This is a genomic window from Mycobacterium sp. NGS39 (assembly GCF_059812765.1).
Map to the genome: position 1 here is coordinate 251,585 of NZ_JCALDH010000002.1, position 24,885 is coordinate 276,469.

At 65.6% G+C, this 24,885-nt stretch carries 22 protein-coding genes, 1 tRNA gene and 2 pseudogenes; 14 read left to right on the plus strand and 11 right to left on the minus strand.

Annotated elements, in window-relative coordinates:
- Positions 1 to 34 precede the first annotated feature (34 nt).
- Entirely contained in the window at positions 35 to 841 is an 807-nt protein-coding gene (gene cmrA, locus AC5Y39_RS03570; protein ID WP_500015165.1) for a mycolate reductase, read from the minus strand.
- 63 nt (positions 842 to 904) lie between these two features.
- Here cmrA and AC5Y39_RS03575 point away from each other — a divergent pair, with 63 nt between their 5' ends.
- Complete coding sequence (locus AC5Y39_RS03575) at positions 905 to 2,188, plus strand: MFS transporter (protein WP_500015163.1); 1,284 nt, start codon at positions 905 to 907, stop codon at positions 2,186 to 2,188.
- On the opposite strand, the gene AC5Y39_RS03580 is transcribed toward AC5Y39_RS03575, so the two are convergent.
- Positions 2,185 to 2,922: an MmpS family transport accessory protein gene (locus AC5Y39_RS03580; protein ID WP_500015161.1), complete on the minus strand. Its 738-nt coding sequence runs from the start codon at positions 2,920 to 2,922 to the stop codon at positions 2,185 to 2,187. The two genes, AC5Y39_RS03575 and AC5Y39_RS03580, sit on opposite strands and share 4 nt — an antisense overlap.
- A gap of 80 nt (positions 2,923 to 3,002) precedes the next feature.
- On the opposite strand from AC5Y39_RS03580, the gene AC5Y39_RS03585 reads away from it, so the two are divergent.
- The 4 genes from AC5Y39_RS03585 (at position 3,003) to AC5Y39_RS03600 (ending at position 7,179) form a co-directional block, all read left to right on the plus strand.
- Positions 3,003 to 4,784: an N-acetylglutaminylglutamine amidotransferase gene (locus AC5Y39_RS03585; protein WP_500015159.1), complete on the plus strand. Its 1,782-nt coding sequence runs from the start codon at positions 3,003 to 3,005 to the stop codon at positions 4,782 to 4,784.
- On the plus strand, positions 4,784 to 6,670 hold the full coding sequence (locus AC5Y39_RS03590) for a S9 family peptidase (RefSeq protein ID WP_500015595.1): 1,887 nt from the start codon (positions 4,784 to 4,786) through the stop codon (positions 6,668 to 6,670). The genes AC5Y39_RS03585 and AC5Y39_RS03590 overlap by 1 nt, the downstream gene beginning before the upstream one ends.
- Before the next feature lie 87 nt (positions 6,671 to 6,757).
- The gene (locus AC5Y39_RS03595) at positions 6,758 to 7,027 is read left to right on the plus strand and encodes a hypothetical protein (RefSeq protein WP_499908834.1); all 270 of its coding nucleotides are present in this window, start codon (positions 6,758 to 6,760) and stop codon (positions 7,025 to 7,027) included.
- On the plus strand, positions 7,024 to 7,179 hold the full coding sequence (locus AC5Y39_RS03600; protein ID WP_499908832.1) for a DUF6131 family protein: 156 nt from the start codon (positions 7,024 to 7,026) through the stop codon (positions 7,177 to 7,179). Before AC5Y39_RS03595 ends, AC5Y39_RS03600 begins: the two co-directional genes overlap by 4 nt.
- Positions 7,180 to 7,372: 193 nt before the next feature.
- On the opposite strand, the gene AC5Y39_RS03605 is transcribed toward AC5Y39_RS03600, so the two are convergent.
- On the minus strand, positions 7,373 to 7,984 hold the full coding sequence (locus AC5Y39_RS03605; protein ID WP_500015157.1) for an SACE_7040 family transcriptional regulator: 612 nt from the start codon (positions 7,982 to 7,984) through the stop codon (positions 7,373 to 7,375).
- A 65-nt stretch (positions 7,985 to 8,049) separates the two neighbouring features.
- On the opposite strand from AC5Y39_RS03605, the gene AC5Y39_RS03610 reads away from it, so the two are divergent.
- The 6 genes from AC5Y39_RS03610 (at position 8,050) to AC5Y39_RS03635 (ending at position 16,373) form a co-directional block, all read left to right on the plus strand.
- Positions 8,050 to 9,624 carry a carboxyl transferase domain-containing protein gene (locus tag AC5Y39_RS03610; protein ID WP_500015155.1) on the plus strand — a complete coding sequence of 525 codons (1,575 nt, stop codon included), beginning with the start codon at positions 8,050 to 8,052 and terminating at the stop codon, positions 9,622 to 9,624.
- A gap of 2 nt (positions 9,625 to 9,626) precedes the next feature.
- Entirely contained in the window at positions 9,627 to 11,612 is a 1,986-nt protein-coding gene (locus tag AC5Y39_RS03615) for an acetyl/propionyl/methylcrotonyl-CoA carboxylase subunit alpha (protein ID WP_500015153.1), read from the plus strand.
- A 96-nt stretch (positions 11,613 to 11,708) separates the two neighbouring features.
- Complete coding sequence (locus AC5Y39_RS03620; RefSeq protein WP_499908824.1) at positions 11,709 to 12,869, plus strand: acyl-CoA dehydrogenase family protein; 1,161 nt, start codon at positions 11,709 to 11,711, stop codon at positions 12,867 to 12,869.
- Between the two features lie 237 nt (positions 12,870 to 13,106).
- Complete coding sequence (gene pdhA / locus AC5Y39_RS03625; protein ID WP_500015151.1) at positions 13,107 to 14,180, plus strand: pyruvate dehydrogenase (acetyl-transferring) E1 component subunit alpha; 1,074 nt, start codon at positions 13,107 to 13,109, stop codon at positions 14,178 to 14,180.
- Between the two features lies 1 nt (position 14,181).
- Positions 14,182 to 15,234: an alpha-ketoacid dehydrogenase subunit beta gene (locus AC5Y39_RS03630; RefSeq protein WP_500015149.1), complete on the plus strand. Its 1,053-nt coding sequence runs from the start codon at positions 14,182 to 14,184 to the stop codon at positions 15,232 to 15,234.
- The gene (locus AC5Y39_RS03635) at positions 15,231 to 16,373 is read left to right on the plus strand and encodes a dihydrolipoamide acetyltransferase family protein (protein WP_500015147.1); all 1,143 of its coding nucleotides are present in this window, start codon (positions 15,231 to 15,233) and stop codon (positions 16,371 to 16,373) included. Before AC5Y39_RS03630 ends, AC5Y39_RS03635 begins: the two co-directional genes overlap by 4 nt.
- Positions 16,374 to 16,458: 85 nt before the next feature.
- Here the strand turns inward: AC5Y39_RS03635 and AC5Y39_RS03640 are convergent, their stop codons facing one another.
- On the minus strand, positions 16,459 to 17,214 hold the full coding sequence (locus tag AC5Y39_RS03640) for an enoyl-CoA hydratase (protein ID WP_500015145.1): 756 nt from the start codon (positions 17,212 to 17,214) through the stop codon (positions 16,459 to 16,461).
- 61 nt (positions 17,215 to 17,275) lie between these two features.
- Between AC5Y39_RS03640 and AC5Y39_RS03645 the strand changes: the two genes are divergently transcribed.
- Together AC5Y39_RS03645 and AC5Y39_RS03650 are read left to right on the plus strand one after the other, a co-directional pair.
- Entirely contained in the window at positions 17,276 to 18,343 is a 1,068-nt protein-coding gene (locus tag AC5Y39_RS03645; RefSeq protein WP_500015143.1) for an NAD(P)H-dependent amine dehydrogenase family protein, read from the plus strand.
- 16 nt (positions 18,344 to 18,359) lie between these two features.
- Positions 18,360 to 19,748, plus strand: coding sequence for a purine-cytosine permease family protein (locus tag AC5Y39_RS03650; protein ID WP_500015141.1), 1,389 nt, complete (start codon positions 18,360 to 18,362; stop codon positions 19,746 to 19,748).
- Here the strand turns inward: AC5Y39_RS03650 and AC5Y39_RS03655 are convergent.
- Both AC5Y39_RS03655 and AC5Y39_RS03660 read right to left on the minus strand, forming a co-directional pair.
- Positions 19,745 to 20,188, minus strand: a pseudogene (locus AC5Y39_RS03655) (SRPBCC family protein). The gene AC5Y39_RS03650 and the pseudogene AC5Y39_RS03655 sit on opposite strands and share 4 nt — an antisense overlap.
- Positions 20,189 to 20,297: 109 nt before the next feature.
- Positions 20,298 to 20,378 (minus strand): annotated as a pseudogene (locus tag AC5Y39_RS03660) (ferredoxin family protein); the annotation flags it as partial.
- A 673-nt stretch (positions 20,379 to 21,051) separates the two neighbouring features.
- Between AC5Y39_RS03660 and AC5Y39_RS03665 the strand changes: the two are divergent.
- On the plus strand, positions 21,052 to 21,315 hold the full coding sequence (locus AC5Y39_RS03665; RefSeq protein WP_500015139.1) for a hypothetical protein: 264 nt from the start codon (positions 21,052 to 21,054) through the stop codon (positions 21,313 to 21,315).
- A gap of 80 nt (positions 21,316 to 21,395) precedes the next feature.
- Here AC5Y39_RS03665 and AC5Y39_RS03670 read toward each other — a convergent pair whose 3' ends face one another.
- The 5 genes from AC5Y39_RS03670 to AC5Y39_RS03690 form a co-directional block, all read right to left on the minus strand.
- Positions 21,396 to 21,707 carry a DUF3303 domain-containing protein gene (locus AC5Y39_RS03670; protein WP_500015137.1) on the minus strand — a complete coding sequence of 104 codons (312 nt, stop codon included), beginning with the start codon at positions 21,705 to 21,707 and terminating at the stop codon, positions 21,396 to 21,398.
- A gap of 957 nt (positions 21,708 to 22,664) precedes the next feature.
- Complete coding sequence (locus tag AC5Y39_RS03675) at positions 22,665 to 22,835, minus strand: hypothetical protein (RefSeq protein WP_500015135.1); 171 nt, start codon at positions 22,833 to 22,835, stop codon at positions 22,665 to 22,667.
- A gap of 146 nt (positions 22,836 to 22,981) precedes the next feature.
- A complete protein-coding gene (locus AC5Y39_RS03680; RefSeq protein ID WP_500015133.1) occupies positions 22,982 to 24,349 on the minus strand; it encodes an Rv0964c family protein in 1,368 nt (455 codons plus the stop codon).
- A 3-nt stretch (positions 24,350 to 24,352) separates the two neighbouring features.
- Positions 24,353 to 24,757: a WXG100 family type VII secretion target gene (locus AC5Y39_RS03685; RefSeq protein WP_500048139.1), complete on the minus strand. Its 405-nt coding sequence runs from the start codon at positions 24,755 to 24,757 to the stop codon at positions 24,353 to 24,355.
- Between the two features lie 35 nt (positions 24,758 to 24,792).
- A tRNA-Arg gene (locus AC5Y39_RS03690) sits at positions 24,793 to 24,865 on the minus strand.
- Positions 24,866 to 24,885: the final 20 nt, after the last annotated feature.

Genomic DNA, 24,885 nt, shown 5'->3' on the forward strand with positions numbered 1-24,885 from the left:
AAGCCGCCTCGCGGAATTCCGTTTCGGCGCAGAACTAGCCGCCGCCTAGGCGTTTGTAGAACGCGCCGACGATCGGGGCCACGATCGCCCGTGGCGCGTAGCCGCTGGCCACCGACATCGCCTTCGACGTGACACCGGGCACCACGCGCATTTTGTTGCGCACCAGGCCGTCCAGCGACAGCTTCGCAGTGTGTTCGGTTGAGATCCAGAGAAATTCGGGCACCAGCTTGTCCACCAGCGACGCCTCCTGTTCGTCCGGCGTCGCGGTGCGCACGGGTCCGGGCGCCAGCAGCGTGACATGCACGCCGGTCTTCTTCAGCTCGCCCCGCAGCGATTCGCTGAACGTGTTCACGAATGCTTTGGTCGCCGCATAAGTGGCATTGTTCGGGATCGGCGAATTGCCCGCTGCCGAACCGGAAATCAGGATGCCGCCCGCCCGACGCGAAACCATGCCCGGCAGCACCGCGAGCGTAAGGTCGTGCACGCCAAGCACATTGAGCTGTACCTGTGCCTTCTCGCCCGCCGGGTCCAACGACGCCACCGGGCCGAACGTCGCCGTCCCTGCGTTGGCGCACAAAATCGAGATGTTGCGCGACGCCAGCTCGTCGGCCAGCTTGGTGCGCTCAGTCGGATCGGCGAGGTCCACCGGCCGCACCTCGACGGTGACGCCGTAGCGGTCGGTGAGCCTTTCCGCTAGGGCGTTCAGCACGTCTCCGCGTCGGGCAGTGACGATCAGGTGGTGGCCGCGGGCCGCCAGTTCGGTGGCCAGCGCTGCGCCGATGTTCTGGGACGCTCCGGTGACGACGGCGCGCGCGTCGGGACTGGGTGCGGGTACTGGCATGCCGACGATCGTAGACAGATAGGTTCAGCTCTTCGCGCAAGCGGCTCGATAGGCTCGGCGACCATGGCCGCTCCCCGCTCGCGCGTGCTGGCCTGGGCGTTGTGGGACTGTGGGTCGACGGGGCTGAACGCGATCGTCGTCACGTTCGTCTTCTCCGTCTACCTCACTGACGCCGTCGGCGCGGGCATGCCCGGCGGCACCACGCCGGCCAGTTGGCTCGGCCGGGCGCTCACTGTCGCGGGCCTGGCGGTCGCGTTGCTCGCTCCGGCGATCGGCGTGTGGGTGGATGTGCCGCAGCGGCGGCGACGCGTGCTGGGCGCGCTGACCGCGACGGTGGTGCTGCTCACGTCGGCGATGAGCCTCATCCGCGACGATCCCGGATATCTGTGGGCCGGTCTGGCCCTGCTTGGGCTGACAGCGGCCGCCAGCGACCTGGCCAGCGTCCCGTACAACGCGATGCTGCGCCAGCTCGCCACCCCGCAGACCTCCGGCCGGATCTCCGGATTCGGTTGGGCTGCAGGGTATGTGGGCAGTGTCGTACTGCTGTTGCTGGTGTACGGCGCATTCATCGCCGGCGACGGGCCCACCCGGGGCTTGCTGCACGTCACGACCGCCGACGGCTTGAACGTCCGCGCGGCCATGCTGCTGGCCGCGGCGTGGCTGGCGCTCTTCGCGCTGCCTGTACTGATCGCGCCCCCGCCGCCCGTCGACGTCGACGCCGCCCGTCCGTCGCGAACCGGCGTGTTCGGCGCCTACCGCGCGTTGTGGTCCGACGTTGTCGCGGAATGGCGACGCGACCGCAACGTGGTGTACTACCTGCTGGCCAGTGCCCTGTTCCGGGATGGACTCAGCGGTGTGTTCACATTCGGTGCGGTGCTGGGCGTCGCGGTATACGGCATCTCTCGGGCCGACGTGTTGCTGTTCGGGGTGACGGCCAGCGTGGTGGCCGCCGTCGGGGCGGTAATCGGCGGTCTGCTCGACGACCGGATCGGATCCAAGACGGTCATCCTCGGTTCACTGTCGGCGATGATCGTCTCCGGTCTTGTGCTGATGTCGCTGTCGGGCGCGACCGCCTTCTGGGTGTGCGGCCTGCTGCTGTGCTTGTTCATCGGCCCCACGCAGGCGTCGGCGCGAACCCTGTTATTGCGGATGACTGCCCCCGGCAAGGAAGGCGTGGCGTTCGGGCTCTACACCACGACGGGCCGAGCCGTCGCGTTCGTCGCACCATGGATGTTCTTCACATTCGTCGACGCGTTCGGCACCGACCGCGCCGGGATAGGCGGGCTGCTGGTGGTGCTGGCCGTCGGATTCTCGGCGATGCTGGCGGTCCGTACGCCGGCCCGTTAGCCCGACGGGCTGCACACCGTCAGCAGCGCTCCGGTGCGCTGCTGCACCTGCACGCCGCCGATGCTGATCTTGCAGGTGACATTGCGACCGGAGTTGATCACCGTCACGCTCGCCGAATTCTGCGCTGGCTTAGGCAGATTCACTTCCTTGTGCCAAGGCAGCAGCACATTGAACTCGGTCTGCATCAAGCCGCCTTCGTCGATGTACGTGATGTTGATCGCTCGGCCCTGGCCGGTCACCTCGTAGACCACCGGCTCAGTCTCACCTGAGGTGTTGGGGCTAGTTGTCGGGTTCGGAACCGACAGCGTGGGAAGAGGAATCGGGAAGATCGACGGCATCGACCGCTCCGACGTCGTGGGCGTGGGCGTGCGGGTGGTGGTGCTCGACGGCATCGCCGGAATCGACGTCTCTTGGCGGGAAGGGTTCGTGGTGACGAACAGCATCCAGATCACCAGCCCGATGACGACGGCCAGCGCGAAACCAGCTGTCGCCCACAGCCAGGGCCGCGGACCGCGAGGCGGTTCGGGCGGCGGCTCGCTGGCAGGCGTCGGCGCGCCCGTCTGTGGATACGTCTGTGTCCAGTACTGAGGCAGCGGCTCGGTCGAGCCGGGATGGCCGGAGGCGGGGATCGGGGAGTAGGCCGGCGGCATGTTGCCGGCATAGGCCGGATCGGAATAGCCCTGATTCGGGCTGGAGGGATCCGAAGGCGATCCCGGCCGCGGCAAATCGGTCATATCCACCTCATGGCTGCGAGGGTACCTGCGCAACGCGCTGGCGCGCCGGGGCAAGGCTCACAGGCGTATGGTCTGCCAGCATGTGCGGTATTTGCGGAGAGATCCGGTTCGACGGGCAATCGGCCGATGTCGCGGCGGTGTCGCGGATGACCGCTGCCATGGTCGCCCGTGGCCCTGACGACGACGGGCTCGTGGCGCACGGACCGGTGGCGTTCGGGCACCGGCGGCTGTCGATCATCGACTTGACCGCATGCGGAGCCCAGCCGATGGTCGACAGCGAACTCGGGCTGACACTCGTGTTCAACGGCTGTATCTACAACTACAAGGAGCTGCGCGCAGAGCTGCAGGCCGCGGGCTACCGGTTCTTCTCGACCGCGGACAGCGAGGTCATCATCAAGGCGTTCCACAAATGGGGAACGCAATGCGTCGAGCGGTTCAAGGGCATGTTCGCATTTGCGATCGCCGACCGCGCCAGCGGCGTGGTGACCCTGGGTCGCGACCGGCTCGGCATCAAGCCGCTCTACCTGTCCGAGACGCCCGGCAAGCTTCGGTTTGCGTCGTCCGTGCGCGCGCTGCTCGACGCCGGTGGTGTGGACACCGACCTGGATCGCGTTGCGCTGCACCACTACATGAGTTTTCACGCCGTCGTCCCGGCGCCGCACACGATCTACCGTGGCGTGCGCAAGCTGCCGCCGGCCACCGTGCGGGTGATCCAGCCCGACGGCAGCTACCGCGACACCGTGTACTGGTCGCCGGAATTCCGCCGCGACCCCGACCGTGCTGGATGGTCGAAGCAGGACTGGCAGGAGGCGTTGATCGACGCGCTGCGCGTCGCGGTCTCGCGCCGCATGGTGGCCGACGTGCCCGTCGGCGTGCTGCTGTCCGGGGGCATCGACTCGTCGGTGGTCGTCGCGCTGCTCGCCGAACAAGGCCAGCACGGCCTGGCCACGTTCAGCATCGGTTTCGATCCGGCGGGTGGCCAGTCCGGTGACGAGTATTACTACTCGGACATGGTGGCCAAGGCCTTCGACACGAACCACCACAAGATCCACATCGACAACTCACGACTGTTGCCGGCATTGCCGAAAACCATTGCGGCGATGAGCGAACCGATGGTCAGCCACGACTGCGTCGCGTTCTACCTGCTGTCCGAAGAAGTCAGCAAGTCGATCAAGGTGGTGCAATCCGGACAGGGTGCCGACGAAATCCTGGCCGGCTACGACTGGTATCCGCCGCTGGCCGATATTCCCCGCGATCAAGTGACTGATGTCTACGCGAAGGTGTTCTTCGACCGCGACCACGGTGAGGTGATGTCGATTCTCGCCCCGGAGTACTGCGTCGACACCGACGTCAGCCGCGAATTCGTCGCAGCACACCAATCGGCGCCCGGTGCTGACACGGCTGTCGACGCCGCGCTGCGGCTGGACACGGAAGTGATGTTGGTGGACGACCCGGTCAAGCGCGTCGACACGATGACGATGGCCTGGGGTCTGGAAGCCCGGGTGCCGTTCCTGGACCACGATTTCGTCGAGTTGGCCGCCACGTGCCCGCCGGAACTCAAGCTCGAGTCGGGTGGCAAGGGCGTGTTGAAGGACGCGTCGCGGTCACTGTTGCCGGCCGAGGTGATCGACCGCACCAAGGGTTACTTCCCAGTGCCCGGGATCCGTCATATCGAAGGTGAGGTCTACGACCTCGTGCGTGAGGCGCTGACCAACGATGCCGCACGCTCGCGAGGTCTGTACCGGCGAGAAACCGTCGAGAGACTGCTGAACTCACCGAATGACGGGCGCACCACGCTCGGCGCCAATTCGCTGTGGCAACTGGCTGTCCTGGAGATGTGGCTGCAGAGCATGGAGGGTTGATGTCGGTGGGCGGCACTGTGCGCCAGAACTATGGCGCGTCATTGTCTCCTGACGCCACCGCATTCGCGCACATCGTCGACGACGTTGGCTATCCCCGTGCGGTGCAACGCTTCCTGAGCGGTTGGCGGGCGAGCTCGTCGCGTGACGTGGTGTTGCCGGTAGAGGGTCCCGTCGAGCGGGTCATGCATTCGCCCGACGGCCACTGGCTGGCATGTCAGGTGGCGCCGGAAGGTAGTGAACGCTCGCAGATCTGGGTGGTCACCACCGATCCGGACGACCGGATGGCCCGTCGCATAGACCACGAGGACGCCGGAATGGCGGAACTCGTCGGTTGGGACGGTCGGCGGGTCGCGGCGATGCTGATGGGTGAGGATGGCGTCGGCGAGTCGTGTCTGCTCGACCCGGCCGGCGGGGACCGCGTTGTGCTCGACCGTCGTTCGGGCGGTCGGCTTGTGGACGCCTGGGCCGGCGCGGCGCTGGTGCGGGTCGGTCCGCGCGGCTATCAAGAGCTGATCCTGCTGCACGGCCTGACCGAGCACGCGCTGCTGCCTTCGGACCCGGGTTCCACCACGGATGTCGGCTACATCCTCGACGATAAGCACCCGCGCCGAATCCGTTGTGGCCCAACGGGAGAGGAGATGCGCCTCTACTACCCGGCCAAGACCTACGGTGTCAACAGCTCTCAGGGATACATCCGCGCCCTCGTCCGCAGCGACAATGGCTGCGACCACGCCCGACTGCTCGAGGTGATCGCGACCGCGGACGGCGTCTCGTACTACGTGGTGGCCGAACGGCCGGACTGCGACCTCGACGAGTTCGTGGTCAGCGACGACCTCAGCACCGTTGCCCTGCTGTGGAACCTGCAGGGGCGCAGCGAGTTACAGATCCTGGAGTACACCGACAACACGCTGCACGAACCCATCCCGCTGCCGGCCCCGGTGGCTCAGCAGTTGTCGATCAGCGCCGGCGGGTCGATGGTAGCGGTGACCGTCGAGGGTCCGTCGATGCCGCGCACCGTCGAACTCGTCGACCCGCGATCGCGGGAATGGCAACGGATCGACCGCGAACCCAGCCGTGGCCCCGTCGTGAGCGGATTCTCCGTCGGACCCACGCTGGAAACCCTCACCGGCCGCGACGGCATGAAGTTCACCGGCTGGCTGTACCGGCCACCGGCGGGCGCGCCGGCGATGGGCGCACTGGTGTATCTGCACGGCGGGCCGGAAGGGCAGTCAAGACCCGGGTACGACGAGTTTTTCCCGCGCCTACTGAACAGCGGAATCACGGTGTTCACACCGAATGTCCGCGGCTCGGGCGGATTCGGCCGCACCTTCATGCACGCCGACGACAAGGCCGGCCGGTTCGCCGCGATCGACGACGTCGCCGAATGCGTCCGGTTCCTGGTCGACAACGAGTTCGCCGACCCCGCCCGCATCGCATGCGCGGGGTGGTCGTACGGCGGCTATCTCACGTTGGCCGCGTTGACATTTCATCCGGAGCTGTTCGCCGCCGGCATCAGCATCTGCGGCATGAGTGACCTGTTGACCTTCTACCGCAACACCGAACCGTGGATCGCGGCGGCCGCCTACCCGAAATACGGGCACCCGGTGCGTGATCGGGAACTGCTCGAACAACTCTCACCGCTTCGCCGCGTCGACGCGTTGACCGCACCGCTGCTGGTCGTGCACGGCGCCCACGACACCAACGTGCCAGTGAGCGAATCTGAGCAGATCGTAGAGGCGCTGCGGGAACGAGGCCGGCCAGTCAAGTTCGTGAAGTTCGAGGACGACGGTCACGGCATCGACAAGCGGGAAAACCGCAACGTGATGGGCGCCGCCATCCACGACTGGCTCACCCATGCGTTTTCGGCGGCTCGCGCGGCGTCGTGAAACCACTTTCCCGCGGGGCGCGGTTTAGTGGATTTCACGGTTGGGTAACCGCATTGAACCTGACTCCGGGCGGATGGAGGCGCGACAATGCGAGGCACCGGAATTATCGGAACGATCGTCGTGATCTGGTTGATCATCGGAGCGATCGCAGCATTTCAGCGGGGCTACTTCAAGCAGGGTGAAACCAACTGCGCGACGGCGGCGCGGGTCGCGTTGACTGTCGTGGCTGGGCCCCTCAACTACTTCGGGGTCAATCCGAAGGTCACATGCGAGAACGTTCGGGTGCCGCAGCCCTCCAGCAGCGGCGTGTTGTTCAGCCCGCATCCCGTCAACTCAACGATTGGAGTCGCGTCATGATTGTGCTCGGGGTAATCCTAGCGATCCTTGGCTGGGTGTTCGGTTTGCAGTTCCTATGGGTGATCGGCATCATCCTGATCGTGATCGGTGCTGTCCTCTGGATCCTCGGCTCTGTCGGCCGTCCCGTCGGCGGCCGCCGCTACTGGTACTAGCTTTCAGCCATCGAATCTGTGGCCGCTCCGGATGGGGCGGTCACAGGTCTCGTTGGCGATTGCGACGTCACGCACCGATATCGTTGCAGCGGACGCCAATCCGTGTGTCTAGGTGATTACCGAGAGTGACGTTTTACAGGGAAAGTTCGACTGCAGGCCTGCAAAACGTCACTCTCGGCGAACGGATCGCGTCTTAATCCCGGTGGCCGTCCAACGCGGCCACCGTCATCGTCCGCAAGACGCCACGTGAGCGGGAAGCCACGTCCTTGGTGCCGAACCCTTTGAGGCTGTGCGGTGTCGAATTCAGCAGGCCGAACGCGGCGTGCGCCATCAGCCGCGCATCGGCTTCGTCTACTCCGTTGCGTTCCCGCAACACGTCGACCCAGATTTCGACGTACTGCCGCTGCGCTTTGCGCACCTGACGCTTGGCCGGTTCGGGCAGATGCGCCAGATCTCGATCCTGTATCCGGATGAGATTCCGCTCGTCCAGCGCGAAGTCGAGGTGGAAGTCGATCAGCCCGTCGAGCGCCGCGTCGACGTCCGGCGCCTCGGACACCACCGCACGGGCCCCGGCCAGCAGTGGGGTGCTGACGCCGACCAGAAGCTCCACCAACAGCGCTTCCTTGTTCGGGAAGTGGCGATAGATCGCCGGCCCACTCACGCCCGCCGCGGCCCCGATGTCCTCCAACCGCACGGCAAGAAAGCCGCGTTCGGCGATCAAGCGCTCAGCGGCGCCCAGCAGCTTGCTGCGCCGGTCGAACTTCAACCGGCTGCGGCGCGACTCGGCGGGGGCGGCGGTAGACATTTCAGTTAATCGTAACTAACATATGCCCGGTTAGTCATCATTAACTCACTGTCAGGGACGCAGACGTGGCACCTCGAGCTTCCTACCGCGACGAGCATCTCGCGCTGGTCGCTCAACTGCGCGAGAAGCTGGCCGCGGCGGCACTCGGCGGCCCCGAACGCGCACGTCAGCGCCACGTCAGCCGCGGCAAGCTCTTGCCGCGCGAGCGTGTCGACGGTCTGCTCGACCCCGGAAGCCCGTTTTTGGAGCTGTCACCGCTGGCCGCAGACGGCATGTACGACGACGAATCCCCGGGTGCCGGCATCATCACCGGAATCGGCCGAGTGTCGGGCCGCGAATGCGTCATCGTCGCCAACGACGCGACCGTCAAAGGCGGCACCTACTACCCGATCACGGTCAAAAAGCACCTGCGCGCACAGGAAGTCGCGCGGCAGAACCGGCTGCCGTGCATTTATCTGGTCGACTCCGGCGGCGCGTTTTTGCCCCGGCAAGACGAGGTGTTCCCGGACCGGGAGCATTTCGGCCGGATCTTCTACAACCAGGCGACCATGAGCGCCGAAGGCATTCCACAGATCGCGGCCGTGCTCGGCTCGTGCACCGCGGGCGGTGCCTACGTGCCGGCGATGAGCGACGAGGCGGTGATCGTCCGCAATCAAGGCACGATTTTTCTTGGCGGCCCGCCGCTGGTGAAGGCAGCGACCGGGGAAGTGGTGACCGCTGAAGATCTCGGCGGCGGCGACCTGCACTCCAAGACCTCCGGCGTCACCGACCATCTCGCGCACGACGACCGCGACGCGCTACGCATCGTGCGACGGATCGTGTCGACGCTGGGCCCGCGACAGCCCCACCTGTGGGACGTCGCGCCGACCGTCGACCCGATCGCCGACCAGACCGAGCTCTACGACGTCGTGCCGATCGACTCACGAGTGCCCTATGACGTCCACGACGTCGTCACTCGCATCGTCGACGGCGGCGAATTCGCGGAGTTCAAGGCGGAATACGGCACCACGCTGGTCACCGGCTTCGCACGGATACACGGCCATCCGGTCGGTGTCATCGCGAACAATGGCGTGCTGTTCAGCGAATCCGCTTTGAAGGGAGCGCATTTCATCGAATTGTGCGACAAGCGCATGGTGCCGTTGCTGTTTCTGCAGAACATCTCCGGGTTCATGGTGGGTCGCGACTACGAGGCCGGCGGCATCGCCAAGCACGGCGCCAAGATGGTCACCGCGGTGGCATGCGCGCGGGTGCCCAAGCTGACCGTGGTGATCGGCGGTTCCTATGGGGCAGGCAACTATTCGATGTGTGGCCGGGCCTACTCGCCGCGGTTCCTGTGGATGTGGCCCAACGCGCGCATCTCGGTGATGGGCGGCGAGCAAGCCGCATCGGTGCTCGCCACGGTCCGCGCCGACGCCCTGGAAGCGGCCGGTACGCCGTGGTCCGAGGAGGAGCAAGAGGCGTTCAAGGCGCCGATTCGCCAGCAGTACGAAGAGCAAGGAAATCCGTACTATTCCACCGCTCGGCTGTGGGACGACGGCGTGATCAACCCGGCCGACACCAGAACCGTTCTGGGCCTGGCGCTTTCAGTGGTCGGTCAAGCGCCGGTCGAGTCGGTCTCCTACGGCGTGTTTCGGATGTGACCATGAGCTTCGACACGGTACTGGTGGCCAACCGCGGCGAGATCGCGGTACGAGTCATCCGCACACTGCGCAAGATGGGCATCCGCTCAGTGGCGGTGTACAGCGACGCCGACGCCCACGCGCGTCACGTTGCCGAAGCCGACGTCGCCGTGCGGATCGGACCGGCACCCGCTCGCGAGAGCTACCTCGACATCGACGCCGTCGTAACCGCCGCACGCCGCACCGACGCGCAGGCGGTCCACCCGGGTTACGGCTTCCTTTCCGAGAATGCGGATTTCGCTGCGGCGCTCGACGCGGCGGGCATCGCGTTCATCGGGCCGCCCACGTCGGCGATCAAGACGATGGGCGACAAGATCGCCGCGAAGGCGACGGTGTCGGAGTTCGGGGTGCCGGTGGTGCCCGGGGTCGCGCGGCCGGGCCTGACCGACGATGACCTGATCGCCGCCGCCGCGGACATCGGATTTCCCGTGCTGGTCAAGCCTTCGGCCGGCGGCGGCGGCAAGGGCATGCGCGTGGTGCGCAATCCCGACGACCTTCCGGCCGCACTGGTCTCTGCACGCCGGGAATCGGCCGCCGCGTTCGGCGACGACACCTTGTTCCTCGAGCGATATGTGCTGTCGCCCAGACACATCGAGGTCCAGGTCCTCGCGGACCAGTACGGCAACGTCGTGCACTTCGGCGAGCGCGAATGCAGCTTGCAGCGTCGTCACCAGAAGGTGATCGAAGAAGCGCCGTCGGCCCTGCTCGACGACGCCACCCGGGCCCGGATCGGCGCCGCCGCATGCGACACCGCCCGCAGCGTGGACTACACCGGGGCTGGCACAGTGGAATTCATCGTCTCCGCCGACCGCCCGGACGAGTTCTTCTTCCTGGAGATGAACACACGCCTGCAAGTCGAGCACCCGGTGACCGAAATGGTCACCGGCACCGATCTCGTCGAGTGGCAGGTCCGCATCGCCGCGGGGGAGAAGCTTTCCGTCACCCAAGACGACATCACGCTGCAAGGGCATGCGATCGAGGCGCGCGTGTACGCCGAAGACCCGGCGCGCGGGTTCCTTCCGACGGGCGGGCCGGTGCTCGACGTCGTCGAACCCCAAATGCCGGGCGTGCGGGTGGACTCCGGCCTGGTCGCAGGCATGGAGATCGGCAGCGACTACGACCCCATGCTGGCCAAAGTGATTGCCTACAGCGCTGACAGGGCCGCTGCGTTGCGGCTGCTCGACCGTGCGCTGGGCAACACCTCTGTGCTCGGCGTGGTCACCAACGTCGAGTTCCTCCGGTTCATGCTGAGCGATCCCGACGTGGTCGCGGGCCGGCTCGACACGGGGCTGCTGGACCGACGGGTCGGCGACTTCGCCGCGGCCGCACCGTCGGACGACCAGATGATCGCCGCGGCCGCATACCGCTGGCTCACCTCGTGGGGCAGCGCAACCGATGACCTGTGGACTCAGCCGTCGGGGTGGCGCGTCGGCGACACAGCACCCACCAGCATCCGGCTGCACACCGGCGCACGCACCAATCACGTCCACCTCACCGGGCGTCCACAGCATGCCACCGCTCGGGTCGAGGACGGCGAAACCCGTTCGCTGGCAGCTACTTTGGCGGGTCGGCACCTGACCGTCACGCTCGACGGGGTACGCAGCGAGTACGTGGTCGCCACCACCGACGGCCATATCTGGTTGGCCGGCCCCGGCGGCACCGTCCAGATCGCCGAAGTGCAAGAGGAGGCGGTGCGGCCCGACGACGAGCACAGCGGCGACGCGGAACTCACCAGCCCGATGCCCGGCACCGTCGTCGCCGTCGGCGTCGAGACCGGACAGCCGGTGGCCGCGGGGACGGTCGTGGTCACGGTCGAAGCGATGAAGATGGAGCATGCACTGACGGCGCCGATCGACGGGGCGGCCGAACTCTTGGTCGACGTCGGCGACCAAGTCAAGGTGGGGCAGGCGCTGGCCCGGATAACTCAGCGCGGACATGGCGACAGCTGACAACGGGGTCGCCCGATCGCGACTGTGCGGATTTGGACGCCGTCAGCAGCGTGTCGCATACGAAACCGCACAATCGAAGGCCGAAGAGGAGCAATCATGACGGACTTCCTGTCCACCGGCACGCTGCCTGACCACTACCAGCAACTCGCGAAGACGGTGCGCGACTTTGCGCAGAGCGTGGTGGCACCGGTGGCCGCCCGCCACGACGCGGAGCATTCGTTTCCGTACGAGGTGGTTGCCGGTATGGCCGACATGGGACTGTTCGGCCTGCCGTTCCCCGAGGAGTACGGCGGGATGGGCGGCGACTACTTCGCGCTGTGCCTGGCCCTCGAAGAACTGGGCAAGGTGGACCAAAGTGTGGCGATCACGTTGGAGGCCGGCGTGTCGCTGGGCGCGATGCCGGTGTACCGCTTCGGCAACGACGCGCAGAAGCAGCAGTGGCTGCCGCAGCTCACCAGCGGGCAGGCGTTGGCGGCCTTCGGGTTGACCGAGCCGGGCGGCGGAACCGACGCGGGTGCAACGAAAACCACTGCTCGGCTCGACGACGGGCACTGGGTGATCAACGGCAGCAAGCAGTTCATCACGAACTCGGGCACCGACATCACCAAGCTGATCACTGTCACCGCGGTCACTGGGAACACCGATGGGCGCAAAGAGATCTCGTCGATCCTCGTGCCCGTCCCCACCCCGGGCTTCACCGCCGAGCCGGCCTACAACAAGGTCGGCTGGAACGCATCCGACACCCATCCGCTGAGCTTCGACGACGTGCGCGTGCCGCAAGAAAACCTCCTGGGAGAGCGCGGCCGCGGATACGCGAACTTTTTGCGCATTCTCGACGAGGGCCGAATCGCAATCGCCGCGTTGTCTGTTGGCGCCGCCCAAGGGTGCGTCGACGAGTCGGTGAAGTACGCCAAGGAGCGGGAGGCGTTCGGCCAGCCGATCGGACGCAATCAGGCGATCGCGTTCAAGATCGCGCGCATGGAGGCGCGTGCACACACCGCGCGCACCGCCTACTACGACGCCGCTGCGCTCATGCTGGCAGGCAAGCCGTTCAAGAAGCAGGCCGCCATCGCCAAGATGGTGGCCAGTGAAGCCGCGATGGACAACGCCCGCGACGCCACTCAGATCTTCGGCGGCTACGGGTTCATGAACGAGTTCGCTGTGGCGCGGCACTACCGCGACAGCAAGATCCTCGAAATCGGGGAAGGCACCACCGAAGTGCAGCTGCTGCTGATTGCGCGCGAAGCCGGACTGTAACGAATTGATTGCTCCGCGGTAACGGCCCCAGGTTGAAGCCGCCTGCTGGTCACGACACGGTCGGCCGGCACGCATCATCCGGCGAAGTCGCCGATCTTGAGCGCATAATGGCGGCAGCGCCAGTGCTACGGCGGGCTTCGGCCGACCGGCTGCCAAGTTTCCACGTAGGCGTGTGGCGGGTTTGCTGAACCCGCCGGGGCAGTGACGCCGACTCAAGGTGCAACGTGAGGAGGCGGCGTGCCGGCAACGGTCGATCTCGAACCGGTCAGGCTGATCAAGCCGGACGGCCTGCCGACATCTGAAGGCAGGTACAGCCGCTCGCTGCCGGAGGAAACGCTGGCGTGGCTCTACGAAATGATGGTCGTCACCCGCGACCTCGACACCGAGTTCGTGAACCTGCAGCGACAGGGTGAGCTGGCGCTCTTCGCCTCGTGTCACGGCCAAGAGGCGGCGCAGATCGGTTCGGCGGCCTGTCTTCGCAAGACCGACTGGCTATTTCCGCAATACCGCGAACTCGGGGTGTTGCTCCTGCGTGGCATCGCACCCGGCAAGATCGGCGCCGTCTGGCGGGGAACATGGCATGGCGGGCGGGATTTCACCGCCAAGCATTGCGCACCTATCGCGATTCCGATCGGCACGCATGGGCTGCACGCCGTCGGTGCCGCGATGGCTGCGCAACGCCTCGGCGAGGACTCCGTGACCGTGGCCTATCTGGGTGACGGCGCCACCAGCACCGGTGACGTACACGAAGCACTCAACGTCGCAGCACTATTCGCGGCGCCATGCATCTTCTTCGTGCAGAACAACCAGTGGGCGATCTCGGTACCGGCGAGCCGCCAGGTGGCCGGCCCCTCGATCGCGCATCGCGCGATGGGCTACGGGATTGCCGGCGTTCGCGTCGACGGCAACGACCCGCTGGCCTGCTACGCCGTGATGGCGGAGGCGGCCGACCGCGCCCGTGGTGGTGGCGGACCCACCTTGATCGAAGCGATCACCTACCGAATCGGACCGCACACGACCTCCGACGATCCGACGCGGTACCGGTCCGCCGACGAAGTGCGGCAGTGGGAGTCATTGGATCCCATCGCGCGCTACCGCACGTACCTTCGCCATGTGGGGGTCTTGACCGAGCGCCTCGACGAGCGAGTGGCGGCGCGTTCGGCGCGGATGCGCGCCGAACTGCGTGCCGCGGTCGTAGATGCGCCGGATCCCGACGTCACGGATATGTTCGACACCACCTACGCCGACATCACCCCCGAACTCGCCGAGCAGCGGCGGCAGCTTCTGAGCGAGGTGGCGAAGGAGGTGTGACATGACGCAGATGATGGATCGGCCCACGGCCACACCGGAACCGAGGCGCCCGAAGCTCACCGAGGTGGGGCTAGCCACCAACGTCACCATGGTCGCCGCCATCAATCGTGCGCTGCACGACGCGATGGCAGCCGACGAGCGGGTGGTGGTGTTCGGCGAGGACGTCGCACGGCTGGGCGGTGTCTTCCGGGTCACCGATGGTCTGGCTGAAACATTCGGCGAGCAGCGATGTTTCGACACACCACTCGCGGAGTCTGCGATTGTCGGCATCGCCGTCGGGTTCGCACTGCGCGGCTTCGTCCCGGTGCCGGAGATCCAGTTCGACGGGTTCAGCTATCCGGCGTTCGATCAGATCGTCAGCCACCTGGCGAAGTACCGCATGCGCACCCACGGCGACGTCGACATGCCGGTCACCGTGCGGCTGCCGTCGTTCGGCGGCATCGGGGCCGTCGAACACCATTCGGAGTCGACCGAAACCTACTGGGTCCACACGGCGGGGCTGAAGGTGGTGGTGCCGTCGACACCCGCCGACGCGTATTGGCTACTGCGCCATGCGATCTCGAGCCGTGACCCGGTGATGTACCTCGAGCCGAAGCGCCGGTACTGGATGCGAGGCGACATCGACCTCACCGAACCGGCACCGCCGATCGGCCGCGCCGTGGTGCGACGTAGCGGAGAAGACGTGACGGTGCTGACCTACGGGGCCCTGGTACAGACCGCGCTGAGCGCAGCCGACATCGCTGCGGAGCAACACGCTTGGAAGCTCGAAGTGGTCGATTTGCGGTCGCTGAGCCCGCTGGATTTCGACACCATCGCCGCATCGGTCACCAAGACCGGACGGGTGGTGGTGATGCACGAGGGCCCGCGCACCCTGGGCTTCGGCGCCGAGTTGGCCGCCTGCATCCAGGAGGAGCTGTTCTACGACCTCGAAGCTCCCGTACTGCGTGCTACCGGTTTCGACACGCCCTACCCGCCGGCCCGGCTGGAGAAGCTGTGGCTGCCCGGGCCGGACCGGCTGCTGGACTGCGTCGAGAAGGTGCTCGAGTCGCCATGACAGACAACGTTTTTCGAGTCCCTGATCTCGGCGAGGGGTTGGAGGACGCGACGCTGACCAGCTGGAGCGTCGAGGTGGGCGACGTCGTCGAGCTGAATCAGACGCTGTGCACGCTGGAGACGGCTAAGGCGGAAGTGGAGATTCCCAGCCCGTACGCTGGCCGTGTCGTCGAGCGCCGCGGCGAGCCCGGCGACGTGCTGCCGGTCGGGTCGGTACTGGTGCGCATCGAGACGGAAAGCGTTGAGCCTCAGCCGCGTAACCCGGTGCTGGTCGGCTACGGAGCCGACGACTCGATGGACGTCAGCAGGAGGTCGTCGCGACCCCGCGCGGCGCCGGCCGTGCGCAAGCTCGCCAAAGATCTGAACGTCGACCTCTCCGCGTTGTCGCCCGGGTCCGGTCGCAACGGCGTGATCACCCGTGAGGATGTGCTGACATCTGCGGGTCCGACGGATGAGGTGACCCGCGTCTCGGGCATTCGCGCCCGGATGGCGGAGCGGATGACGTTGTCACGCAGTCGAATTCCTGATGCGCACGCAAGTGTCGACGTCGACGGCACACGGCTGGTGCAGTTGTGCGAGCGGTTCTCGGGGATGGGCGTCGACGTTTCGCCATTCGCCGTGATGTTGCGGTTCGTCACACTCGCGCTGACGCGGCATCCCTTGCTGAACTCGACATGGGTGGACGGGGAGGACAAGCCGCAGGTGCACACGCACCGCACCGTGAACCTCGGTGTCGCGGTGGCCACCGACCGCGGGCTGTTGGTGCCGGTGATCGCCGACGCGCAGACGAAAAGCACCCGCGAATTGTCGACGCGGTTGGCGGAATTGATCCGCGTCGCGCGCGACGGCAGCATCAAACCCGCGGAGTTGCAAGGCTCGACGTTCACCGTGTCCAACTTTGGCGCTCTCGGCTTGGACGACGGTGTGCCGGTGATCAACTATCCCGAGGCTGCGATTCTCGGGATGGGTTCGCTCAAGCCACGGCCGGTAGCTGTCGACGGCGCAGTGGCGGTGCGGCCAACGGTGAGGCTGACGTGTGCGTTCGACCACCGCATCGCCGACGGAGCGCAAGCCGCCCAATTCCTCTGCGAGCTACGGCAACTCGTCGAGACACCCGAAGCCGCCCTGCTCGACCTCTAGCCCCCTTCCCCCGCGAGCGTGCGGGTCTGCACGCCGACACGCCGGGCAGCATGGCACGCGGCGCACGCTGGCGGCAGGCAGAAGATCAGCGGCGGCGGGCGGCGGCAAGCCGGGCGGCGAACTCCGGCGAGCGAATCGACTCAGCCTGCGGGCCGACTTCGGCTTCCACCGCGAACGCATGCTGGTCGGTGTCGACGGACCCTGGGCTGATGGTCGCGCGCATCGTCGCCTTGGTGGCGATCACGACGTCGCGAGGTGCCGACGCAGGACCGGCCGCTAGCTCGAACGCCGCCGCGACGGGGTCGTCGGCAACCTTCAGCGCAACCCGGTGGCGCACCGCCGCGTCGGCGTCGAACCGCATGCCGAACAGCAGCGCCGCCCGCGCCACCTCCGGCCCCGCCGCCCGCTGCAGCATCCACGTCATGCCGCCACCGGGGTGGATGCCCAGCTTCTGGAACCGCGGGTCGAACAGCGCCCCCGGCCCGGCGATCCGCACGTCGCAGGCCAGCGCCAGGTTCAGCCCGGCCCCGACCGCTGGGCCGTTGACGGCCGCAACTGTGGGCAGGACGCATTCCGCGACGGCGAGAAATCCGTCGTATAGCCGCCGTAGGCCCTCCTCTTCACCGGCGCTACCGAGCGCCGACAGGTCAGCGCCTGCACAGAACGCGCTGCCTGCTCCGGTGACCACCACCGCGTTCACGCCGGCGTCGCCTTCAGCGTGGGCCACGGCCGCGCGCAACCCATCGGAGATCTCGCCGGTGACCGCGTTGCGGCGATCCGGGTCGTTGACGGTGATCAACGCGACGCGGTCGCGGACGTCGAAGAGGACGGAATCAGACACCGGTCAACACTAGCGGTGGGCTAGATTCGTGCGCATCGCGTCGATGCGCAAAGGAGCGGACATGGCGTTGCGGGTCATCCAGTGGGCCACCGGGTCGGTGGGCAAGGCCGCGATCGACTGCGTTCTCAACCATCCCGAACTCGAGCTGGCCGGATGCTGGGTGCACTCAAAAGACAAGCACGGCAAGGACGTTGGGGAGATCGTCGGCGCCTCATCCCTCGGAATAGCAGCCACGTCGTGCATCGACGACATCCTCGCCACCGATGCCGACGCGGTGGTCTACGCGCCGCTCATCCCCAACGCCGACGAGGTCGTCGCCCTGCTTCGGTCCGGTAAGAACGTCGTCACCCCCGTCGGGTGGTTCTACCCACCGGACCAGGAGGCGGCACCGCTGGCCGCCGCATGCGAAGAGGCCAAGGTGAGCTTGCACGGCACAGGCATCCACCCCGGCGGCGTCACCGAGATCTTGCCGCTGGTGTTCTCCGCCATGTCGTCAGCAGTGACGTTCGTTCGCGCCGAAGAGTTTTCGGACATCAGAACGTACGGTGCCGCCGACGTGGTCCGGCACATCATGTGCTTCGGCGGCACGCCCGAGGAGGCCGAAAGCGGACCGATGCTCAAGTTGTTGACCGGTGGCTTCAAGCAGTCGATCCACATGGTGCTGCAGGCTCTCGGTCTCGAAGGCCGAGCGGACATCCGCACGGCGCACGACTCGGCCGTCGCCACCGCGCCAATCGACTCGCCGATCGGTGCGATCCAACCCGGCAAGGTCGCCGCCCAGCGGTTCCACTGGGAGGCAGTGGTCGACGGCGACGTGGTGGTGCGCGCCGGCGTCAACTGGCTGATGGGGGAGGAGAACCTCGATCCGCCATGGACATTCGGCAGCGAAGGTGAGCGCTTCGAAGTGGAGGTGAAGGGCAACCCCGACACATTCGTCACCATCAAGGGCTGGCAACCGGAAACCGTGGAGGCCGGGCTGGTGAGCAATCCGGGAATCGTTGCGACAGCGGCACATTGCGTCAACGCGGTGCCGTATGTGTGCGCCGCACCCCCGGGGATCGTGACCTCGCTGGACCTACCACTCGTCGCCGGCCGCGCCCACCCGCGCCTGCTGCAGCGTCGAGCCTGACTCTCGCCACGCCGCGATGACCGATTCCTCGGACACGGCCAGCCCGTTGCGGGCATCGGCCTTTCACGGCCGCCGGCCCACCCGCTCAGGAGATCTCGCCGTTGAAACGCACGGCATCGCCCCCATCGGCCGCGATCAGCGGTACGGCAAGCCCGCGCGGCTGTTCACGGTTTGGTTTGCACCGCAGGTGAACATGACCGGCGTCTTCACCGGCACGCTGGCGATCACATTGGGGCTCGGCTTCTGGCTGGGGTTGCTGGCCATGGTCATCGGCACAGTGCTGGGCTCTCTGGTGGTCGGCTACCTTTCGACCTGGGGACCCCGTACCGGTGCGGCGCAACTGCCGATTTCGCGGATGGCGTTCGGCGCCGGCGTCGTTGTGCCCGCCGGGCTGCAGTGGCTGTCGTCAATCGCCTGGGACGGGTTGGTCGGCCTCTTCGGCGCCGACGCGCTCGCCGTCCTGTTGGGCCTTCCGTTCTGGATCGCCGTGTTGATTGTGTTGGCGGTACAAGGTCTGGTCGGGTTCTTCGGGTACGAAGTCATCCATCGCATGCAAGCGGCGCTGACGTTCGTTCTGTTCATCACGTTCGTGGTGTTCGCGGTCAAACTCGCAAGCGGCCATCAGGTCGTCACACCCGCCGCTGTCGAAGGCCACGACCTCGCCGGGGCGTTCGTCCTCGAAGTGACAGTGGCTCTGAGTCTTGCCATTTCGTGGGCCAGCTACGCAGCAGATTTCAGCCGCTATCTGCCTGCGGACTCGTCGTCGTCGGCGGTTTTCGGCTTCACGTTCGCCGGCATCGCGTCGGCCTACGTCTTCGTCCAGGGCATCGGTATTGCGGCGGCACCGGTGCTGTCGGAGCAGACGTCGGAGGGCGTGCGTTCGGTGATGGGCGGCGGTGTACTGGGAGCGGTCGCACTGCTGGTGATCGCCTTGGCGGCGGTCGGGTCGGCGGCGATGAACGACTACAGCGGGTCCCTGGCACTGCAGACCGTCGGCATCCGCGTACGCCGACCGGTGTCGGCCCTCGTCGTCACGGGGCTCGCGTTCGTGCTGATCCTCTGGCTGCATTCCGGGGACATGTCGAAACGTTTTCAGGATCTGCTGCTGCTGGTCAGCTACTGGATTCCCGGTTTCGTCGCGGTCACGGGGGTCGACTGGATAGTGCGCACCCGTCGTCGCCACGTGCTCGACCCCGGCAGCGAGCACACGGACCGTCTCGACGCTGTGGTGGCCTTGGTGGCGTTCGTCGTTGCTTATGGCGCTGCGGTGCCGTTCATGAACACGTCACTGATTATGGGTCCGGTGGCACATGCATGGCACGGCGCCGACACCGCGTATTTCGTCGGCTTCGCTGTGGCCGCAACGCTTTACGGCGGTTATCGGGTGGTTCGGCTCAGACGCTAACCGGCGTTCTTCTGGCTCAGCACTCGTTTGCGCAAGCCCTCGGTGGCGGTACCCATGACGCCTTTGGTGGCCTTCTTGATCAAGAACCCGGGCAGCGGGACCACGGGATCGACGGACAGCTCGAACCTGACCCGCGTCTTGTCGCCGTCCGGGGTCAGCGTGTAGCGCGCATCTTGAGCCCGTTGCTGTTTGGCGCTGTTGAGCGTCCAGGACACGCCATCGTCATGTCATGTGTAGTCGAGGATCTGTTCGTCGGTGATCCCGGCGGTCTTGACCTTCATCTTGGTGCGCACCGGGCGACCCTGGTCGTCGCGCTCCAGTACCTCCGAACTCAAGTGCAAGTCCGACCATTCCGGCAACGACTCGGGCTGCCTGAGTACCGCCAGGATCTCCTCAGGGGTGGCTTCGATGACGATTTCGCGGGTGTCGCTGGCGGTCATGACCGCCAACGATAGCGGGTCAGGCCCAGCCCTGGTCTGTCTCGGGTTCTGCGCCGAAGCGGAAGTGTGGCCCCCTGATTGCCGACGGGGCGATCCTCACGTAGTGCCGCTCGTACGGATTGATGTACATGCTGCGGTCGCCTTCGTAGATGCAGTCGACCGGACACTCCATGACGCAGTCTTTGTGCATCACGTCGACGCACCCCCAATACGTCACGAGGAAGTTCGACCCGAACGTCGACGAGGCGGCAGGCCCGGATTGGTCATATCCGTCGACGGCGGGATGGGGACAGCAAATTGGACTTCACATCAGCAATACGCAGGAGCAAACTTTTCTTGACACGGTGCTCGTGAAGCCGTACGCGAGTCCCGTGATCGCCCAAGTTTGGAAATTCGCATCTACTCCTCGAACGGGGGGTCGCTAATGAGTGTGGCGTCGCTGAGTCAGGACCTCTACGGGTTTGCCATCGAGTTGCGCAAGCTTGCGTACACCATGCCCGGGGGCCAGGAAGACCCGCTCATTCGGCTCAGTGAGCGCATGGTTCGTTACGCGCGCGAACACGGTAACCAGGAGCCGCCGCCGAGGTAGCGCCCGAAACGGCGCGCTGACCGCGCCGATCCTCGTATGCTCCGGCTGTCAAATCGAACGGTGCAAGGGGAGGAGCGCGGTGATCAATCGGGGGATATCGGCGTCCGTTGTGGGAGCTGGCCTTATCGCCTGGATGTTCGCGTGCCCGGCGTACGCGGACGACGGCGCGGACTACATAGCTCCAGCGCCGCCGCCGGCGGAGCTCTACCAATTCAACTGGGTTGGTGGGACCAGCCCTACCACGTGGGCGGTCACGCACTGCGGGGTTCAGTGTTTGCATATTGCCGAGACGGGCGGCCAAACGGAGCCGTGGGAGGCGGACGCGTACGCGTTGAACGGCTACTGGACGATGTTCGTCAACCGGCTGGATTTCATGACGTGCGATGACGGCAGGAAGGTGGCCGCCGCTGCGCAGTACAACTGGGACGAGAACGGCAACGGCATGGTCAGCGCCGTGAATAGTGGCGAATGCGGAGACGTGCCGGGGCCGATTTCCGCGAACTTCACCCTGACGCCGCTGGCCTCGCCCGCGCCATAGCGAACCGACAGAGCATCGGACGCCTCAACGCAGCGGAAAGGGGCCGCCCGTGACGAGCGGCCTCCCTCACGTTTCGCGGCTCAGCCGATCGAGTTTCTGAAGTCGATACCTGTCTGCGCCGCATCTGCCCATTCGTTCATGTCAACCACGGGATGAATGTGAAATGAGTTGAATGGAAGGAACTTTGACGTTTCGGTGAGCAATTCTGTGGCGGAGTCCGTTTCGACGATTGCGAAACCGCCTTCACCATCGATCCGTCCGACGAATTGGTGGAAGGTCGTGCCCGCCGGAGGCTGCCACTTGGAAAACAGTTCAAGAGCGCGGCGCAAGGCTTCTTCATTGTCTTTGCCGGACGCGCCGAGCCGCGATGTCCAGGTCATGGCGTACTTCATCAAAATCTCCTAGCACTTGGCTGAACTAGTAATGGTTGTGCAGGAGCCGCCAAATCGCGCCGTTCCGCACAGGCCAAAGTGTCCTCTGATATTGCGCGGTCCGTATGCCGAATTCCCGAAGTTTGGATCAGCTCTTTGTGGCCCCGAAAAGTTAGCCGCCACAACTTTTTTGCTTAGTTGCGGCGCAGTGGGGGTTGAGCGGGGACCGCTGAGATGAATGCGGCGGGATAGAGCAGAACGCCGCACGTAATACCCGCGTCAGCCGCCGATGTGCCGGAGCGTCCCGGGCGCCGGTCCGGAGGAACCAAGCGAGGGTGAGCTACGGCCGATTAGCCGGGAGTGTGGAGATGTTTCGACCAGCGGGCCGATCACCGTCTAACTGGGGCTCTTGCGCCCGTATCGCTCACAAGACCACGAGCAGCCACTCGGTGACCACCGCGACGAAGGCTCCGAACGCTGCGGCTGACGCTCCGATGCCAAACGTTCTCGTACGTTTCGACCAGGCTGTCGCGAGCGCCAGAAGTAATGGGAACACCCACGCATATGACCAGAACCAGATGCCGCACAGGATCAGCGACCACGTGCCCACCAACAATCCGAGGAGAAGCGGGAGAGGGCGGTGACGGGTCCGCGGCACCGCCCTTTCCCGCTTTTGTATGGATATGGGAGCCCGGCGCGGAGATCGTCGAGATGGCGTCATGACTTAGATACCCAGCAGGAGCCACTCGGTTAGCAGCGCGACGAATGCTCCGAACGCCGCAGCCGAGCAGCCGAGTGCGAAGGTCCGAAGGCGTTCGAACCAAATCGTTGCAGCTGCAAGTACCGCCGGGATAAACGGTACGAGCGGCAAAAACGCCAATCCGAACACGGCCAGCGACCAGGTGCCGACTAGAAGTCCGAGAAGTAGAAAGACCGGACTATGTGGGCGTTTCGAGCCGTCGGCAGCTGAAAATGACATCAGAAAACCCAGTTCACGAGCGTAAGCAGGCCGGCCAGTAGCAAGATCGCCACACCTGTGTTGGGGGCGATCGCCAGAGCAATCCCCGCGCTACGGAAAAGGGAGCGGCGCGCGAATGCGGCGGTAATCGCGCCGATTGCGGTGAACAACAGCCAAGCGATAGCGATCATGGACCACGCAACGAACGGCGAGGGCGGTCCCGACTTGGCGAATATTGTCAGCCGAACAACGACAGCCCACATGATTCCCCCAAGCGCCGCACCAGCGAAAGTTGCGGGCAGCCAGACGATTTCGCCTCTGTGATGCGTCACGGGAGCTACCTACCTAGGATGGCTACAGTCGGCGGGTTAACCGCTGAGCCCAGTTGGGTCGTCGGCGGAATGAGGGGGAATTGGGTGTCGTAGCCATAGAAGCGGGGGACCAACGCTTGGTCACCGACTTGCTGGTCGCGGATTAGTCCCAACATCGGTCCCCACTCGTCGTCTATGTCTGGATATACCTGTGCCATCGTCGTTGTCGTGCTTATGGTCATTGAGTCCCTAAGTTGCATGCGTTCGTTGTAAACCTCCAAGGCCGGAAATGCCGTCGCAGTGCCGCCGATTGTCGGCCCTGACGAGCCGGGCTGCACCGCGAGTATGCCTTTCACGGCGACGGTCGCCTTGGCAAGGTTCTCGCCGCCCGGAGAGAATGGATCCGCGGCCGCATACCGGAGGTACACCGTCCCATCCCGCAATTGCGCAACATTGACTTGTGGTGAGCCTGCTTGGATCTCACCAGTGTCGAGATTGATTGACGGGTTCTGCCGTGCCACCACGAGTCCGTTCTCGTAGTCGATTAAAAAGGACACACGCGAATTCTCCGGAAGGGCGCCCGGATCGAAGCCGCGGTTGTCGCCAGCGTTGCGGTCGACCAGATTGGGGATTGTGAAGTTCGGTGCCAAGACAGAGTCGCTCGGTATGAACAGATTGCCGCGAACGATGCCCTGGCCGGGAACGGGGTTGATCCGACCGACGACCACGTTCGACACGGCGCCACGGTTCTTGGGGTCGTAGGTGTGGGGGTCGAGGACGCCGGCCGTATGCCAATCGGCCAATGACTCAGGCTCCCGACCGAAAACCTGCTTGAAGGCTTCGATCTGGTTCTGCAACCGGGCCGGCGCCTGCTCCGGCGGCCCTGGCATGACCGGTATCGGATCGGTTCCGTCGGCCATTTCGATCGCATGCGCCAATTGATCGTCTACCTGGTCCGCCTCGGCGAGGATGAGTTTCAGCTCACGGTCTAACTGGATTGCGTTGAGCATCGCCTCGAACGGCAAAAGCCTGGTGTTCGGGTCAATCTCGACCATGTTGGTAGCAGTATTCACCCGACAACCCATCGTGGGTGCCTTGTCCCTGAGTTGCCGCAGTCGCTCCTTCACCTTGTCAATGCCCTCGGCGGCGGCATCGGCCGCGCGGGCGACTGCGAGCGCCTCCCCGCCGTGGGAGTCGAGGTCTCGTCGTGTCTGGCCGACTGCGTCCCGAGCCGCCTCCGCGGCGTCACCGCCCCAATCGTCGAACACTGTCAACGACTCCAATTGCTCTGAAGCGCCGACCGTGATTTCGGCGCGTGCTCTCGCGGCACTGAATACGTCGCGGACCGCATCGGAACTCCACCGGTCGATATCGGCTACCGACAAACCGCCCATATCTCAGACAGTCGCAACCGGACCCAGCGCGCCGATCTCAGCGACGGCTTGGGCGTTGTCGTCTTCGGTCGTCGCGAAACTCAGATTGCTGGCGTAGAACGCGGTGCCGTGCCTGTCGAGACGCTCGAGCAGGACCGCACTCGTCTGTTTCCATGAACCCACTCGGGCGCTCAGTGCATCAGCTGACCGCCCGACCCATCCGCTCTGCGCATCTGCAATCCGCGCGTCCGCCGAGGCATACCCAGCGGCGATTTCGTCGGCACACTGCATCACCCGACTGGACGCGCGGGCAAGCTGGTCAGGACGAACTTTTATCCGTTGTGACATGAGTACCTCCACAAGAATCGTCGCACGGCAAAACCCGAGTGATGTGCACCGATTCGCGGAGGGAGGACCTGCGTACTGCATATGGGGCTCGGCACACCCCTGTGGCCACCCCTATGCGCCCCCGGCAGGACTCGAACCTGCGACCTACCGCTTAGAAGGCGGCTGCTCTGTCCGCTGAGCTACGGGGGCAGCGCGGGCAGTCTATCCAA

Excerpts from the sequence above, each read along its gene's own strand:
- AC5Y39_RS03620 (WP_499908824.1), top strand. The coding sequence starts at position 11,709 with ATGACGGACTTCCTGTCCACCGGCACGCTGCCTGACCACTACCAGCAA.
- cmrA (WP_500015165.1), bottom strand. The coding sequence starts at position 841 with ATGCCAGTACCCGCACCCAGTCCCGACGCGCGCGCCGTCGTCACCGGA.
- AC5Y39_RS03650 (WP_500015141.1), top strand. The coding sequence starts at position 18,360 with ATGACCGATTCCTCGGACACGGCCAGCCCGTTGCGGGCATCGGCCTTT.
- AC5Y39_RS03590 (WP_500015595.1), top strand. The coding sequence starts at position 4,784 with ATGTCGGTGGGCGGCACTGTGCGCCAGAACTATGGCGCGTCATTGTCT.
- AC5Y39_RS03605 (WP_500015157.1), bottom strand. The coding sequence starts at position 7,984 with ATGTCTACCGCCGCCCCCGCCGAGTCGCGCCGCAGCCGGTTGAAGTTC.
- AC5Y39_RS03670 (WP_500015137.1), bottom strand. The coding sequence starts at position 21,707 with ATGAAGTACGCCATGACCTGGACATCGCGGCTCGGCGCGTCCGGCAAA.
- AC5Y39_RS03675 (WP_500015135.1), bottom strand. The coding sequence starts at position 22,835 with ATGATCGCTATCGCTTGGCTGTTGTTCACCGCAATCGGCGCGATTACC.
- AC5Y39_RS03595 (WP_499908834.1), top strand. The coding sequence starts at position 6,758 with ATGCGAGGCACCGGAATTATCGGAACGATCGTCGTGATCTGGTTGATC.
- AC5Y39_RS03680 (WP_500015133.1), bottom strand. The coding sequence starts at position 24,349 with ATGGGCGGTTTGTCGGTAGCCGATATCGACCGGTGGAGTTCCGATGCG.
- AC5Y39_RS03580 (WP_500015161.1), bottom strand. The coding sequence starts at position 2,922 with ATGACCGATTTGCCGCGGCCGGGATCGCCTTCGGATCCCTCCAGCCCG.
- AC5Y39_RS03615 (WP_500015153.1), top strand. The coding sequence starts at position 9,627 with ATGAGCTTCGACACGGTACTGGTGGCCAACCGCGGCGAGATCGCGGTA.
- AC5Y39_RS03635 (WP_500015147.1), top strand. The coding sequence starts at position 15,231 with ATGACAGACAACGTTTTTCGAGTCCCTGATCTCGGCGAGGGGTTGGAG.
- AC5Y39_RS03585 (WP_500015159.1), top strand. The coding sequence starts at position 3,003 with ATGTGCGGTATTTGCGGAGAGATCCGGTTCGACGGGCAATCGGCCGAT.
- AC5Y39_RS03645 (WP_500015143.1), top strand. The coding sequence starts at position 17,276 with ATGGCGTTGCGGGTCATCCAGTGGGCCACCGGGTCGGTGGGCAAGGCC.
- AC5Y39_RS03600 (WP_499908832.1), top strand. The coding sequence starts at position 7,024 with ATGATTGTGCTCGGGGTAATCCTAGCGATCCTTGGCTGGGTGTTCGGT.
- AC5Y39_RS03630 (WP_500015149.1), top strand. The coding sequence starts at position 14,182 with ATGACGCAGATGATGGATCGGCCCACGGCCACACCGGAACCGAGGCGC.
- AC5Y39_RS03575 (WP_500015163.1), top strand. The coding sequence starts at position 905 with ATGGCCGCTCCCCGCTCGCGCGTGCTGGCCTGGGCGTTGTGGGACTGT.
- AC5Y39_RS03685 (WP_500048139.1), bottom strand. The coding sequence starts at position 24,757 with ATGCAGTACGCAGGTCCTCCCTCCGCGAATCGGTGCACATCACTCGGG.